This window comes from Mesorhizobium sp. G2-6-1, assembly GCF_055809095.1.
On the sequence record NZ_CM147896.1, the window covers coordinates 1706040 to 1720056 of the forward strand.

Here is a 14017-nt window from a genome sequence, read left to right on the forward strand (position 1 = left end):
GAGAAAGAACGGGCAGGCAAAATGGCAACTGAAATCCGTGTTCCCACTCTCGGCGAATCTGTATCTGAAGCAACGATCGGCAAGTGGTTCAAAAAGGCCGGCGATGCAATCGCTGTAGATGAACCCGTGCTTGAACTCGAAACCGACAAGGTTACGCTTGAAGTTCCGGCACCTGCTGGCGGCACGCTTGCCGAGATTACTGTCGAGGAAGGCGAAACCGTCGGTGTTGGCGCGCTGCTTGGAATGATCGAGGCGGGCGGCTCTGGGAAAGCGGAACCGGCAAAGCAGGAAACTGCTGTTGCGCAGGCCTCCGCACCAACTGCTGCCGAAACCACGGCCGAGGCATCGACTCAGCAAGCCAAGATTGCAGGTGACAGCCCGGTTGAGTCTCGCGATATGCCGCCGGCTCCTGCGGCTGCCAAACTGCTTGCGGAAAACAAACTTGCCACCGATGAGGTCAAAGGGTCCGGCAAACGCGGCCAGGTGTTGAAGGGCGATGTTCTTGATGCCATTGCCAAGGGCGCGCCATCGCAACCTGCGGAAGCGCCTGCTGGCGCGAATTCGGCTCCAGCGGCTGCACGCGCATCATCAACGGCCGGCGATGCACCGCGCGAGGAGCGCGTGCGCATGACGAAGTTGCGCCAGACCATCGCCCGACGCCTGAAAGAAGCGCAATCGGCAGCGGCCATGCTTACCACCTTCAACGAGGTGGACATGAAGGCGGTGATGGATTTGCGCTCCAAATACAAGGACATGTTTGAAAAGAAGCATGGCGTGAAGCTCGGCTTCATGGGTTTGTTCACGAAAGCGGTGACGCATGCGTTGAAAGAAATCCCGACGGTCAATGCGGAGATCGACGGCACCGATATCATCTACAAGAATTTCGCCCATGTCGGTGTAGCTGTTGGAACCGACAAGGGGCTTGTCGTGCCGGTGGTGCGCGATGCCGACACCATGTCGATTGCCGAGATCGAGAAAGAAATCGGCAGGCTTGGCCTTGCCGCCCGCGACGGGAAACTCTCCGTGGCGGATATGCAAGGCGGTACGTTCACGATCTCGAATGGCGGTGTCTACGGCTCGCTGATGTCAACGCCCATCCTCAATGCGCCGCAGTCGGGCATCCTGGGCATGCACAAGATTCAGGAGCGTCCGGTCGTCATTGGCGGCGAGATCGTCATACGCCCGATGATGTATCTGGCGCTCTCTTATGATCACCGTATCGTTGACGGCAAAGAGGCTGTAACCTTCCTTGTGCGGGTGAAGGAAAGCCTCGAGGATCCGGAACGACTGGTACTCGATCTTTAATGCCAGTTTTGTCCATGCGGGTTCTAATCTAGCTTTCCGAAGCCCTGTTCGGGCATCGAAAGGGATGGAGGCTCATATGGATATGGTTGCTGCATCGGTGGAAATCGAGATTCTGGGCTGGAGCGTTGTGCTTCTCCTCCTGCAAGTTGTTTTGCAGGCAGGAACTTCAGTGGATCTGGGTCTTGGCTATTTGTTTGGGGCGAGAGATGAACCGCGTGAGCCCCGAAGTATTTATTCGCGACGGTTCAGCCGCGCGCTACGCAACCTGCTTGAAACCTACCCGGCATTCGTTGCTCTGGTTTTGGCGCTTGTGTTGAGCGGTAAAACCGGTGGTCTTGGTGCAACGGGTGCGTGGCTCTATCTGGCCGCACGGGTGATTTATCTCGCTCTTTATGTTTCGGGCATACCCGTTGCCAGAACGCTTGTCTGGCTGGCTTCGATTGTCGGCCTTGTGCTGATGCTGGTGAGATTGATGTTTTGAAGCGGGTGGAGTTGTTAAAATTTCCGACATTCAATCGAGGTTGGCTGCGCGCCCTGGTGGCGACACTCATGGTTTATGCGACCGCGCCGGTGTTCGCAGCCTGCCCGATCGAACTGGCGGTTTATGGCGATGCCCGCAGCTCATCGGGTATCGATTTCAGGCCAACGACCGATTCGGCGACGGTGACGAACTCCTTCAAGATGAATCTCGACAATGGCGTTGTTCTCGATGGGTTAGTGATGTGGAGCGAAGAGGAAGCGCGCCCCTATGGTTCGCTGACGCACAAATGCCCGGAAGGTGATGTGACCGGCGCTGAAATTGCCGCCTGCACCTTGTGGGAGGGTGTAGTTTACACATCGGATGATAGTGGCAATATCAAACTCATTCCCATGGAAGGCACCGACGCACCGGAAAAACTGATCTTTCCCGATCTCGGCCCGGTACTGCGTTTGTCATCTTTCTTTGGCGGCGACGGTTTTACAAAAATCCCGTGGGATGTTTTTACATTGCAGGGGTGTCAGGAATAGTTGGCTTGGCGGTAGTGGATGGGCTGCGGGCTGTTTGGGTAAATGAAGGCCGGAAACCCGGCAAAAGCAGAGGTTTGAGAATATGGCTTACGATGTCATCGTGATCGGGTCTGGACCGGGCGGCTATGTCTGCGCCATCAAGGCGGCGCAGCTTGGCCTGAAGGTCGCAGTGGTTGAGAAGAACGAAACCTTCGGTGGTACCTGCCTCAATATTGGTTGTATTCCTTCCAAGGCATTGCTGCATGCTTCGGAAATGTTTGCCGAGGCCAGCCATTCTTTCGACGCGCTGGGTGTCGAGATCGCCGCGCCGAAGCTCAATCTAAAAAAGATGATGGCGCACAAGGACACGACGGTAGCAGCCAATGTGGCCGGCGTCGCCTTCCTGTTCAAGAAGAACAAGATCGACACCTTGCGCGGTACAGGCCGGATCGTGGGTGCGGGCAAGGTTTCGGTTGCCGGCGAGGATGGCAAGGAACAGGAGGTCGAGACCAAGAACATCGTTATTGCCACAGGCTCCGACATTTCCGGCATTCCCGGCGTCAAGGTCGATATCGACGAGAAAGTCATCGTCTCATCGACCGGCGCACTGGAGCTTGGAAAGGTGCCCGGCCACATGGTGGTGGTTGGCGGCGGTGTCATCGGGCTGGAACTTGGCTCGGTCTGGGCGCGCCTCGGGGCAAAGGTGACGGTGATCGAGTTCCTAGACACCATTCTCGGCGGCATGGACGGCGAAGTTTCCAAGCAGTTTCAGCGTATGCTTTCCAAGCAAGGGTTTTCATTCAAGCTCGGCGCCAAGGTAACGGGTGTCGCCAAAGCCAAAAAAGGCGCGTCCGTAACCTTCGAACCTGTAAAGGGCGGTGATGCCGAGACAGTCGAGGCGGATGCGGTTCTCATTGCCACAGGTCGGCGGGCTTATTCGGATGGTTTGGGCCTCAAGGAAGCCGGCGTCGAGACAGATGAACGCGGCCGGGTGCAAACGGATGCACATCTGATGACAAATGTACCCGGTATCTATGCGCTTGGCGATGTGGTGGCCGGTCCAATGCTGGCGCACAAGGCCGAGGATGAAGGTGTCGCGGTGGCCGAAATCATTGCCGGGCAGGCTGGCCATGTGAATTACGATGTCATTCCAGGTGTCGTTTACACCAGCCCTGAAGTGGCCTCGGTTGGCAAAACCGAAGAGGAACTGAAGAAGGCTGAGGTCGCCTATAAGGTTGGAAAATTCCCGTTTACCGCCAATGGGCGCGCGCGCGCCATGCAGCATACCGACGGTTTCGTGAAAATTCTGGCCGACAAGGAAAGCGATCGTGTTCTCGGCGTTCACATCGTCGGTTTCGGCGCAGGCGAAATGATCCACGAGGCGGCGGTGTTGATGGAGTTTGGCGGATCGTCAGAAGATCTTGCGCGAACCTGCCATGCGCATCCGACCATGTCGGAAGCTGTCAAGGAAGCAGCGCTTGCGACTTTCTTCAAGCCAATTCACATCTGACGAGATATGGAGCGGTTCAGCTTTTGATAGAATCGCGGAACCGCTCCAACCATTTGTTTATGCGCAGTCCCGGGTGGAAAACCGGGAACCGCTTTCCCTCATAGCGCTTTAAGCCTTTGTTTTTGTGCATGCCGTGGTCCCAAAACCGCTGCACACTTTTGGGCGGCATGCACTAATTTGCAGGTGCCGCGGGTGCCGCTTCATCCGGTGCGGGTTCTGCCGGAGCGGGTGTGGCAGGTGCGGGTGCTGGTTCAGCTGGAGCTGTCTCTGCCGGAACCGCAGGAGCCGGTTCTGTTGGGGCTGGTGCGGAATCTGTTGCCGCCGGGGTATCGATGGCGGGGGATATAACGGGATCGCTGCGGCCAAAGAAGTAGTAGGCACCTATGGCAAGGACGATGACAACCAGTGCAATCAGCATTCCGCCACCGCGACTGCGGGGCTGTGCCGGAGCACGATTATCGATATGAACATCGGCCGTGGAAAGCGGCGGAGTCGGGTTCAAGGGGTTGGCCTGCCTCGGGTCGCTCGGGTCTGGCACGTTTGGTTTGGCCATGCTGTCCTCCTGGATGATGTTGATCGGGCGATGGTAGACAACGCACGATCAACGGAAGGGTTTCATCACCGATCAGGTGGAAGCACGACAAAACTGTATCTTGCCTGATTCTGACGAGCCGATTTCGACCGTGAGAATCCGGGTTAAATCAGTAAATTGAGAGCTTGGCCCTTTACTCGGCCAGCGGCAGCGTAGGCGCTTTCGTCGGTGCGACCGATTTCGGCTGCGTGCTTTGTTCAACTGGCGTGGACATCAGCGCATCCGAGGTGTTGCTGACACTGGCAACGACAGTCTTGTCGACGCTCGACGTCTGTGCCGATCTCATGAAATTGCATGCATTGGCAGCAGACAGGGAAAGGCTCAACGAACCAATCAGGATAAGTGCTTTCATCATGCTCTTCTCCTTCACCTTCAATGGGGCTGGTGAAAGATTAGCAGATTTGCACGCAAAGGCCCAATCACGCTTTGCGCGACGCGAAAGGTCAGTTGACCGCGCTAACCGTGTAGCCATCCTTGCGAAAGTCTTCGACAAGACCTTGAGGCCCTGGCAGATGCAACGCACCGACGGCCATGAACACATTGCCCCTGGCAAGAATTGGCTCGGCATTGGTCGCCATCGTCTTGTTGCGACTGGTGACCATCGTCTCTTCAAATGCGGCGTAGCCTGCCGGATCGTCCGCCTGTTCGGGGAGAACGGTGCGAAACATTGGCCAGATCATGCCGATATCACCGCGTTGATAAAGCACAATCATGGTCTCGGAGAGATCATTGATCTTGTCACCAAGCTTCAGCGTATCGATAAGGCCCTTCATGTGAAGGTCGATCGGCAAGGACGCCATCGCGCGCAACTGGTCGGCGGCGGTCTCGACGCCTTTCAGGTCTTTTCCGGCGGCATTGGCGTTTTCGGCAAGTTTGACATCAAGGATCGGCGCACCCGAAGCCTTGCGCGCCAGTTCGCAGGCGGGAAGTGCGGCGATTGCCGAAAGCATCCAGGGCTTCATCTTGGCAACGCTTGCCGGGGGAATGCCACGCGCATCGAGCGCCTTGTCGAGGATTGCAGCATCCTGCGGCGAAAGCAGCGACGAGAGCGTGGTGGCGTCTGTGAACATCGTCAAGCCGGGCTCGCGCATCATCGCCGCCATCATCTTTTTCATCTAGCACGTCAGTCGTTTCGATGACAACGGTGTCGGCTCCATCAAAGGCAGTTTGGGCAGCCGCTGGCAGCGTCGTGACGCGCGGGTCCGTCATATGCATGGTGCCAAACAGATAGGAGGGTGCCTGACCGGCTTTCTCAAGCTTCCACAACAGGCCTTTGCCGTTCAACGTGGCGGCCGCTTCCGTTTCCAGTTTGCGAAAGGCTGCCGGATCGTCAGTCTGTAGCGCTGTGAGCAGGTTTTTGCCGGTGCATGTCGCTACTCCGGCACGCGCCTTGCCGCTTGCCAGCAGCGCGACAACCAAAAATGAAAGGAAGAACAGGGCATTGATCGCCACAAGCAGCTTCAGCGACAGAAGGGCTGTACGGTCGGCTATGGCGAGTGCGCGTTTCATCCCGCAAATCTATTCATAAAAGGCAGCCAAACAGTTAACCGGTCCAGCCAAATTTTCGTGACATGAGATGGAATTCAGGCGCGTGGATGCGCTGCTTCATAGATTTCCATCAAGCGGGCGGTATCGACGCCTGTATAGACCTGTGTGGTGGACAGGCTGGCATGACCAAGAAGCTCCTGAATGGTGCGCAGATCGCCGCCACGCCCCAACAGATGTGTTGCGAATGAATGGCGCAATGAATGCGGCGTTGCGTTCTCGGGCAGGTTCAAGGCCGCCCGCAGCTTGACCATTTCGCGTTGAATGATGGCGCTATTCAGTGGCCCGCCGCGCACACCGCGAAACAGAAATCCCGTTTCATCCAGATGATAGGGGCAAAGTCGCCGGTACTCGGTTATGGCGTTGATCGCCACAGGCAACACCGGAACGAGGCGTGTTTTCCCGCCCTTTCCCGTGATGCGAAGCACGGTTTCACCGGGTGAGGCCAAGTCGGCACCAGTTAGGCCAAGGGCTTCTGAAATGCGCAGGCCGCAGCCGTAAAGAAGCGTCAACACCGCGGCATTGCGGGCAGCGATCCATGGCTCTTGCGCTAATTGATCGCCAGTCGAGACCACACGAAGGGCGTCACTTGCCGTCAGTGGCTTGGGCAGTGATTTCGGCTGCCTGGGCGCACGCAAGGCCGAAGCGCCGGCTGCGTTGACGAGGCCGCGCTGCTCAAGAAAGCGCAATAGAGAGCGAATACCGGCAAGGCCGCGCCCCAATGTTCGGGCTCCGGCTCCATCACTGCGCCGCGCCGCCAGGAAGCCGCGCAAATCGGCGGGCCGCAGATTTGCGATGTCCGAAATAGCAACCGGGCCGCCGCAATGTCCGGTTAGAAATTGCAGGAATTGGCGTGTGTCGCGCTCATAAGCCTCAACAGTCTGGGCAGACAAACGGCGTTCCCCCGCCAGTGCCTTCAGCCAGGCCTCTCTGGCTGCCTGGAGGTCCGGCTTTGCCGAAATGAGAAATTGTTCCTGCATGATGCACTTTCGCGTTGGGCATTCATTCTGCGGCAACGAGGTTATGAAGGCGTGAAAATACAAAGGTTGACCGAAGACGAAATGACTGCGCCGTAATTTAGCGCGCGTTTTTTGCCTGATATCCAATTCCTGGGAGTTGAATATTGAGCATTCGGCGTATTTGCGTGCGCTTGGAGAGAGAACCGGTTCCATCCGATTTCATCTTGCACTAGGACCTGTTGAGTACCACCGTAGGGCTGCGTTGGCGCTGATACTCAACAAGCCTTAAAGTACATCGCGTCTAAAGGGGTTCATGCAGGGTGTTTCAAGCCTTTGTTTTTGTGCATGTCGTTGTCCCAAAACCGCTGCACACTTTTGGGCGACATGTACTGGATCAAGGCAAAGGACACATCGATGCCACCAAAATCTGTAAATCCAATCCAGATGGCCGTGATTGGTGCCGCGCACGGCATCAAGGGTGAACTGCGCGTCAAGACGTTCACCGGCGACCCTCTGGCGCTGGGAGACTATGGCCCCCTGCATTCAAAAGATGGCCGGTCTTTCGTAGTCAATGATATCAGACCTGCAGGTACAGTCGTCGTTGTGCGCTTCAAGGGAATTACCGATCGCAGCGCCGCCGAACCATTGACCGGCACTGAGCTTTTTATCGACCGTTCAATGTTGCCCGATACCGAAGATGAAGGCGAATTCTACCATACGGATCTCGTTGGCCTGACTGTGAAGGACGAGACAGGCGCTGAAATTGGTAAAGTTGCAGCCGTTCAGAATTTCGGCGGCGGCGACATCCTGGAATTGACACTTGGTCCACGCAAAGGTGTTTTGATCCCTTTCACGCAAGCTGCCGTACCGGACATCTCGGTTGCCGAGGGTTTTATTCGCATCGACACGATTGGCGCGGGCCTTATCGAAGATGAGGACGATCCAGAGGTCGAACAAGCATCCCAACCCGGCGGCCAGCGCGCCCCACGGGATCAACAACATAATGGGGGCAAGCGATGAGCTTGTCCGCTTCCGTGCTGACGCTCTATCCGGAAATGTTTCCGGGTGCACTTGGAATGTCTCTGGCCGGTCGCGCTCTGGAAGCGGGAGCATGGTCGCTGGAGACGGTCCAAATACGCGACTTCGCGAGCGACCGTCATCGCACAGTTGATGACACACCAGCCGGGGGTGGTGCCGGAATGGTGATGCGCGCCGATATTCTGGCCAAAGCCATCGATCACTCCTCGCCAGCGGGTGATCCACGTCCACGCCTCTTGATGAGCCCGCGCGGCAAGCCACTTACGCAGGCGCGTGTTCGCGAACTGGCGGGCGGCCCCGGTCTGGTTATCGTGTGTGGTCGCTTCGAAGGCATCGATCAAAGAGTGATCGATGGCCGCAACCTTGAAGAAGTATCGGTCGGGGATTTCATCCTTTCCGGTGGTGAACCGGCTGCGCTTGTGTTGCTCGATGCTGTGGTGCGCCTGTTGCCGGGTGTCATGGGTAATGAGCAGTCAGGCGAAGAGGAAAGTTTCGAGAACGGTCTTCTCGAACATCCCCATTATACGCGGCCACAGGAATTTGAAGGTGCATCCATTCCCTCGGTGCTGACGTCGGGAAATCACGCTAAAATTGCGGCTTGGCGGCGTGCTGAGTCCGAGCGGCTGACAAAACTGCGACGGCCTGATCTGCTGGAGCGGTCCGGCTCTTGATAGAATCATTGAGCCGTTCTGACCTTGGATTGTAGAAAAACCCGGCTGCAAGGCCGGGCTTTGTTCGTTAAATCAATGGATGAGCAGTTAGGCTGCTTCTTCCTGTTCGGACGACTCTTCATTGTCGGCCTTGGCACCACGCTTGGGGCCCTTATTGAGGTTGACCTCGATAAGATGGACCGCCTCTGTCTCCGACACCTGATTAACAGCAGCGATTTCGCGAGCCATACGATCAAGCGCGGCTTCATAAAGCTGACGCTCGGAATAGGACTGCTCGGGCTGATTGTCGGCGCGATAAAGGTCGCGAACCACTTCCGCAATGGAAATCAGATCGCCGGAATTGATCTTGGCGTCATATTCCTGTGCGCGGCGCGACCACATGGTGCGCTTGACGCGGGCGCGGCCCTGAACAACTCTTAGTGCGCGATCAACATAGTCCGTTTCGGAAAGCTTGCGCATGCCAATGGCAGTAGCTTTCGCAACAGGCACTTTAAGGCGCATCTTGTCTTTCTGAAAATCGATGACAAACAATTCCAGCTTATGACCTGCAACCTCCTGCTCGTCGATTGACACGATCTGGCCAACGCCATGCGCCGGATAAACGATGAACTCGCCGGTCTTGAAACCGTGACGCGCTGAATTGGATTTCTTTTGAGGTGTGCTGGTTGCCATTACGCCCTGGACTCCTTGTTATAGGCCGGCCAAAAAAGCCGACCGAACCCGTATCGCCGGATCAAACCGGCATTGCCGCGCGACTGGTGAACATTCCGGGAAAGCCAGGACCAGTAGACCGCGCAAATACGACCAAAGGTCCAGATTGCTCTGGTCCAGATTGTGAGATTCACCTTTCAGTGATTAGGGCGCATGCGCCATCAATCGACGTTGTGTCACTGGCATGTCAAAATTATATAGCACAAAAAGTCGGAAGAATCAACAATTTGCCGCATGCGCTAACAGCGGGCAAAGTTATGCCGGGTGCTTAGACAAAGGTATAATGAGCTTGCCAAGCTCAAAAAACAAGGTGCGCTCTGCTGCTAATCGCCTTCGCCCGGTTCGGGGGAGAAATACTTCTCGAACTTGCCGGGCTGACCGTCAAATTCCTTGGCGTCAGAGGGTGCGTCTTTCTTAGCGGAAATGTTTGGCCATTTGTCGGCATATTCAGTGTTGACCTGAAGCCATTTATCGAGCCCGGACTCCGTGTCGGGCTTGATGGCGTCAGCGGGGCATTCAGGTTCACATACGCCGCAATCGATACACTCGTCGGGATGGATGACGAGCATGTTCTCACCCTCATAGAAGCAGTCGACCGGACAAACCTCTACACAGTCCATGTACTTGCATTTAATACAGTTGTCGGTCACGAGATAGGTCATCGGGCGGCTCCAGGACATAACTTCTTCGCCCAATTCGCAGGCGAGTCCTAAGCGTTGAGGTAACGTCTTTGCCGGTCTCTGGCAAGGCCACGATTTACCCGGAAATTGGCCCAACACAGGATGAATTTTTGCGCAAAAGGGGTTGGCCCGGCACTGGTCAATCTTTGCCGAGCAGACGATCTGTCAGTCGGCGCTGCTTCTTGGTGGGGCGACCGCTGCCAGCATCACGCAACGGTTCAATGGCTGTGATGGCCGTGCTACCCTTTGGGACGGGCTGCGGCGACATGTCTTCATAAAGCACGCGCGCTTCATCGGATGGCCCACGCCGGTTGCCTATGGCGTTGATTTTCCAGACCAGAATACGCCGGTCAAGCGCGATGGTCAGAACGTCCCCCGGCTTCACCAGATCGGCAGCCTGCGCTGCTTTGTCGCGATTGATGCGAACATGGCCAGTTGTGACCAGTTTGGCGGCCAATGAGCGTGACTTCACGGCGCGTGAAAAGAACAGCCATTTGTCGATGCGCTGACGGCCTTCGGCAATCATTTAAGTCGCGGCGTGTCTGAAAGGGGTCATGGCGCGCGCTTCAAGCCTTTGTTTTCATGCATGTCGTTGCCCAAAACCGCTGCACACTTTTGGGCGACATGCATTAAAATCGACAGGCTCTATTTTTTCAACTGATCGCGCAGTGCAGCCAGCTTGGCAAATGGTGAATCCGGGTCGATACGGGCGGGGCGCTCATCTCGTGGCTTTGCCTGAAACGCTGGCTTGCCGCCTCCCTTGCCATCTGGCCTGCCGCCTTTCCAGTTCGCGCGCGGGCCGTTCCCTTTCGGCTTTCCTGCGCCGTCCTTGGTGCGGTTCTTGTCGAAACGCTTGCGCTGGTCTTTCCGGCCCTCGTGCTGATCAGCATTGCCTTCGCGTGCCTCGCCAGAACCGGCAGGCTGGCCGGTCGCCGCGGTCGCATTGCGTGAGCGATGATGTGGCCGCTGGCCGCGATGACGATCAAAACGGGCCTGACGCCAGAGCAGAACGGGCTTGGGTTCTTCAGGTTGCGCAACACGACTGTCGTCAGCCTCAACGGCGGTATCCGTCGTTGCCGCTTTCACTGCCGGATCTTCGCTCGTGGGCTGGGGAGTGGATTGGGGAGCCGCGGTGTTGATGTCATCGGCTACGGTTGGTGACTCAGGCGCTGCCTGGGCAATATCGCTATCGCTTGTTGTGTCAATTACCGCGTCGCTCTGCGGTTCATCACTTGCAGTCTCAAGAGCGGGAGTAACAGAAGTGGCGGCAGCTTCTGTCGCCGGGCTTGCTTCAGGCGAAGGCGTTGTTTCCTGCGAGGGCGCTTCGTCAATCGTTTGCGTTGGGGCGTCTTCAGCCTGTTTGCTGGCGGCCTCCGCTTCGGCTGCCTTGACTTGCGCTTCTTTGGCCTCGGCGGCTTGTCTGGCCGCTTCATCCTGTGCGTCCAATCTGGCCTTGACCTCTGCTGCCGGTTTTGGTTCGGCGCGGTAGCCAAGGCCCTTGAGGATTTCTTCCATGTCGTCGGCGGTGGCACCAAGGATCGACATCATAGGCGGGGTTACCATGAAGGCACCCCCTCATAAGCGCCATCGGGACGCGGGCCGAGGCCGGGTTTCCAGTTGGTCGCCGGGCGGATCAAATCGGCAAGGCGCTCCAGAATATCAACCCGCACGGCGCGCCTGCCAAGATTGCGATAGCCGGCAAGCCCGTAAAATGGTTTGTCGAACTCAGGATCGACCACTACCGAGGTGCGCCCTGTTGCAAGTGCGTTGACCACATCGCCAAATCCGGGCTTTTCCTTGCCATCATTCGCCAAGGCCCAAAGCAGGGTAATCAGGCCCGCCGGTGCCGGTTTGATGAGAGACGGGACGAATACGTGATAGGCACCAAAACGAACACCAAGCCGGCGAAGGGCCGCGCGCCCTTCCTGATCGAGCGAGCGCATCTCCTCGGCAATTTCACGGCGATTGATCATTCCAAGGCGTTCAACCAACTGGAAGGCGATGCCGCGGGCGATGCCGGAGATTTGCTCGGCATTCTTCATGTCGATCAACGGCTTCAGCAGCGTTTCAATCTGGAAATTGACGAAGCGCTCTGCCCTGGCCGCAACCTTGTCGCGTGCCGGACCGGTCAGTTGTTCGTCGGACAACAGAACAAGGCGCGGCTTCAGGATTTCATCGCCGGCCACCAGCGTGCCAACGGGCGCGCCTATCCAGCGCAACATCCCGTCGGACCCCAGGGCAATGTCGTTATTACCCGATGCAGAAAAACGCTCGGCCCTCGCTTCGAACTCGGCGGCAAGCGCTTTTTGCGCGGCAGTGCGAACCGCCTTGGCATCTTCGCCACCTGCGCTGGGATCGGCAGTGAAGCGAAAGCCCTGCAATTCTCCTACATGGTGCCCTTCGACAAGGACGGTTCCGGTAGAGCTGATTTCGGCTTCAGACATGGTATTTTCTCTAAGGCGGCGCATGAGGACGGAAGTCCTGCGGTCTACGAAGCGTTTCGTCAACCGCTCATGCAGCGCATCTGACAATCTGTCTTCGATTTCGCGTGTCTTTTCTTGCCAGTGTGCCTGATCGGCAAGCCAACCGGGGCGGTTTGCGACAAATGTCCAGGTTCGGATTTGTGTGATGCGATGCGAGAGCGTGTCGATGTCACCTTCGGTCGTGTCGGCCCGGCGGACCTGCTCGGCCATGTAATCTTCATCGACATGACCGCGTTTGGTCAGATCCATATAGATGGATGCGATGAGGTCACTGTGTTGGGCCGGCGCGATCCTGCGGTAGTCGGGCAGCGCACAGGCTTCCCACAAGAGTGCGACGCGCTCGCGCCCGACCGCTAGCGTGCGGATGTCCTCGTCGCGTGACAAATGCTCGAGTGCCTGTGCATCGACTGCCGGCAAGGCCCGCGTCAAACCTTCGACAGGCGCATTTGTCTCGATTGCATGCTTGAGCGCGTCAAGGCTGCCAAAGTCGAAATTGGCGGTGCGCCATTGCAACACCTTCACCGGCTCGAAATCATGACTTTCGATCTTCCGGACGAGTTCGTCATCAAGCGTATCGACCTGTCCTGTTATGCCAAAGGTGCCATCGCGCAGGTGGCGGCCGGCTCGGCCGGCAATCTGGCCAAGCTCGGCGGCGGTAAGGTGGCGATGCTGATAGCCGTCGAATTTGCGGTTCTGGGCAAAGGCGACATGATCGACATCGAGATTGAGCCCCATGCCGATTGCGTCGGTTGCAACCAGATAGTCGACATCGCCGGATTGATACAGCTCTACCTGCGCGTTGCGTGTGCGCGGTGACAATGCACCGAGCACCACGGCTGCACCTCCGCGCTGGCGGCGGATCAGTTCGGCAATGGCGTAGACCTCACTCGCTGAAAACGCGACGATGGCGGTTCGGCGCGGCTGGCGCGTCAGTTTCCTCGATCCCGCATAGGCAAGATGCGACAGGCGCGGCCGGGTCACGACAGATACGCCCCTGAGCAGGCGTTGCAAAATGCCGTGCATGGTGGCAGCGCCGAGCAGCAGGGTTTCTTGCCTGCCACGCAGGTGAAGGATGCGGTCGGTAAAAATATGGCCGCGCTCGAGATCGCCAGCAAGCTGCACCTCGTCGATGGCGACAAAAGCAGCATCGGTTTCGCGTGGCATGGCTTCGACTGTGCAGACCGAGTACTTGGCACCTGCTGGCTGTATTTTTCTTCGCCGGTGATCAGCGCAACTTTGTGGGCACCAACCTTTTCGCAGACACGGCCATAGACTTCTCGAGCAAGCAGGCGCAGCGGCAGACCGATGACGCCACTTTCGTGGGCAACCATGCGCTCGATAGCCAGATGAGTCTTGCCGGTGTTGGTGGGACCAAGCACGGCGGTCACATCACGTCCGGAAAGGATCAGCGGATCAGTCGTTTTGGGCTGAATATTCATCGGCTGGGAAACGGTCTTTCTGGCCACACTTGCCCGATGCACGCCAATTGTGACGCAAATGACAGGTTGACACATAGGCATTCGCGCGCGCCGTTGG

12 protein-coding genes and 2 pseudogenes are annotated in these 14017 nt (G+C 57.3%); 6 read left to right on the forward strand and 8 right to left on the reverse strand.

The features are described 5' to 3' along the window. Positions 1 to 21 precede the first annotated feature (21 nt). The 4 genes from odhB to lpdA all read left to right on the forward strand — a co-directional run bounded on the left by odhB (position 22) and on the right by lpdA (position 3802). On the forward strand, positions 22 to 1305 hold the full coding sequence (gene odhB / locus AC0L7S_RS08175; RefSeq protein ID WP_473473869.1) for a 2-oxoglutarate dehydrogenase complex dihydrolipoyllysine-residue succinyltransferase: 1284 nt from the start codon (positions 22 to 24) through the stop codon (positions 1303 to 1305). 76 nt (positions 1306 to 1381) lie between these two features. Then, positions 1382 to 1786, forward strand: a complete 405-nt coding sequence (locus AC0L7S_RS08180) for an MAPEG family protein (protein WP_473473870.1) — start codon at positions 1382 to 1384, stop codon at positions 1784 to 1786. A gap of 68 nt (positions 1787 to 1854) precedes the next feature. After that, on the forward strand, positions 1855 to 2313 hold the full coding sequence (locus tag AC0L7S_RS08185; protein WP_473473871.1) for a hypothetical protein: 459 nt from the start codon (positions 1855 to 1857) through the stop codon (positions 2311 to 2313). Between the two features lie 82 nt (positions 2314 to 2395). Next, positions 2396 to 3802 (forward strand): dihydrolipoyl dehydrogenase, encoded by a 1407-nt coding sequence (lpdA, locus tag AC0L7S_RS08190; protein WP_473473872.1) that lies wholly within the window; start codon positions 2396 to 2398, stop codon positions 3800 to 3802. 172 nt (positions 3803 to 3974) lie between these two features. On the opposite strand, the gene AC0L7S_RS08195 is transcribed toward lpdA, so the two are convergent. The 4 genes and pseudogenes from AC0L7S_RS08195 to AC0L7S_RS08210 all read right to left on the reverse strand — a co-directional run bounded on the left by AC0L7S_RS08195 (position 3975) and on the right by AC0L7S_RS08210 (position 6919). After that, the gene (locus AC0L7S_RS08195) at positions 3975 to 4355 is read right to left on the reverse strand and encodes a hypothetical protein (protein ID WP_473473873.1); all 381 of its coding nucleotides are present in this window, start codon (positions 4353 to 4355) and stop codon (positions 3975 to 3977) included. A 172-nt stretch (positions 4356 to 4527) separates the two neighbouring features. Next, on the reverse strand, positions 4528 to 4749 hold the full coding sequence (locus tag AC0L7S_RS08200) for a hypothetical protein (protein ID WP_473473874.1): 222 nt from the start codon (positions 4747 to 4749) through the stop codon (positions 4528 to 4530). Between the two features lie 88 nt (positions 4750 to 4837). Further along, a pseudogene (locus tag AC0L7S_RS08205) lies at positions 4838 to 5903 on the reverse strand (TraB/GumN family protein). Positions 5904 to 5977: 74 nt separating this feature from the next. Beyond that, complete coding sequence (locus AC0L7S_RS08210) at positions 5978 to 6919, reverse strand: tyrosine recombinase XerC (protein WP_473473875.1); 942 nt, start codon at positions 6917 to 6919, stop codon at positions 5978 to 5980. Positions 6920 to 7312: 393 nt separating this feature from the next. Here AC0L7S_RS08210 and rimM point away from each other — a divergent pair, with 393 nt between their 5' ends. Next, on the forward strand, positions 7313 to 7918 hold the full coding sequence (gene rimM / locus AC0L7S_RS08215; RefSeq protein ID WP_473473876.1) for a ribosome maturation factor RimM: 606 nt from the start codon (positions 7313 to 7315) through the stop codon (positions 7916 to 7918). Continuing rightward, positions 7915 to 8607, forward strand: a complete 693-nt coding sequence (gene trmD / locus AC0L7S_RS08220; RefSeq protein WP_473473877.1) for a tRNA (guanosine(37)-N1)-methyltransferase TrmD — start codon at positions 7915 to 7917, stop codon at positions 8605 to 8607. Before rimM ends, trmD begins: the two co-directional genes overlap by 4 nt. Before the next feature lie 87 nt (positions 8608 to 8694). Here the strand turns inward: trmD and AC0L7S_RS08225 are convergent, their stop codons facing one another. From AC0L7S_RS08225 to AC0L7S_RS08240, 4 genes and pseudogenes are all read right to left on the reverse strand, one after another. Then, the gene (locus AC0L7S_RS08225) at positions 8695 to 9279 is read right to left on the reverse strand and encodes a CarD family transcriptional regulator (protein WP_473473878.1); all 585 of its coding nucleotides are present in this window, start codon (positions 9277 to 9279) and stop codon (positions 8695 to 8697) included. 362 nt (positions 9280 to 9641) lie between these two features. Next, positions 9642 to 9980 (reverse strand): ferredoxin FdxA, encoded by a 339-nt coding sequence (gene fdxA, locus AC0L7S_RS08230; RefSeq protein ID WP_473473879.1) that lies wholly within the window; start codon positions 9978 to 9980, stop codon positions 9642 to 9644. 157 nt (positions 9981 to 10137) lie between these two features. Continuing rightward, positions 10138 to 10524 carry an RNA-binding S4 domain-containing protein gene (locus AC0L7S_RS08235; RefSeq protein WP_473473880.1) on the reverse strand — a complete coding sequence of 129 codons (387 nt, stop codon included), beginning with the start codon at positions 10522 to 10524 and terminating at the stop codon, positions 10138 to 10140. A gap of 119 nt (positions 10525 to 10643) precedes the next feature. Next, positions 10644 to 13920, reverse strand: a pseudogene (locus AC0L7S_RS08240) (helicase-related protein). Between the last annotated feature and the right edge of the window lie 97 nt (positions 13921 to 14017).

Coding starts and splice junctions, on each gene's coding strand:
- odhB (WP_473473869.1), top strand. CDS start 22: ATGGCAACTGAAATCCGTGTTCCCACTCTCGGCGAATCTGTATCTGAA.
- AC0L7S_RS08180 (WP_473473870.1), top strand. CDS start 1,382: ATGGATATGGTTGCTGCATCGGTGGAAATCGAGATTCTGGGCTGGAGC.
- AC0L7S_RS08185 (WP_473473871.1), top strand. CDS start 1,855: ATGGTTTATGCGACCGCGCCGGTGTTCGCAGCCTGCCCGATCGAACTG.
- lpdA (WP_473473872.1), top strand. CDS start 2,396: ATGGCTTACGATGTCATCGTGATCGGGTCTGGACCGGGCGGCTATGTC.
- AC0L7S_RS08195 (WP_473473873.1), bottom strand. CDS start 4,355: ATGGCCAAACCAAACGTGCCAGACCCGAGCGACCCGAGGCAGGCCAAC.
- AC0L7S_RS08200 (WP_473473874.1), bottom strand. CDS start 4,749: ATGATGAAAGCACTTATCCTGATTGGTTCGTTGAGCCTTTCCCTGTCT.
- AC0L7S_RS08210 (WP_473473875.1), bottom strand. CDS start 6,919: ATGCAGGAACAATTTCTCATTTCGGCAAAGCCGGACCTCCAGGCAGCC.
- rimM (WP_473473876.1), top strand. CDS start 7,313: ATGCCACCAAAATCTGTAAATCCAATCCAGATGGCCGTGATTGGTGCC.
- trmD (WP_473473877.1), top strand. CDS start 7,915: ATGAGCTTGTCCGCTTCCGTGCTGACGCTCTATCCGGAAATGTTTCCG.
- AC0L7S_RS08225 (WP_473473878.1), bottom strand. CDS start 9,279: ATGGCAACCAGCACACCTCAAAAGAAATCCAATTCAGCGCGTCACGGT.
- fdxA (WP_473473879.1), bottom strand. CDS start 9,980: ATGACCTATCTCGTGACCGACAACTGTATTAAATGCAAGTACATGGAC.
- AC0L7S_RS08235 (WP_473473880.1), bottom strand. CDS start 10,524: ATGATTGCCGAAGGCCGTCAGCGCATCGACAAATGGCTGTTCTTTTCA.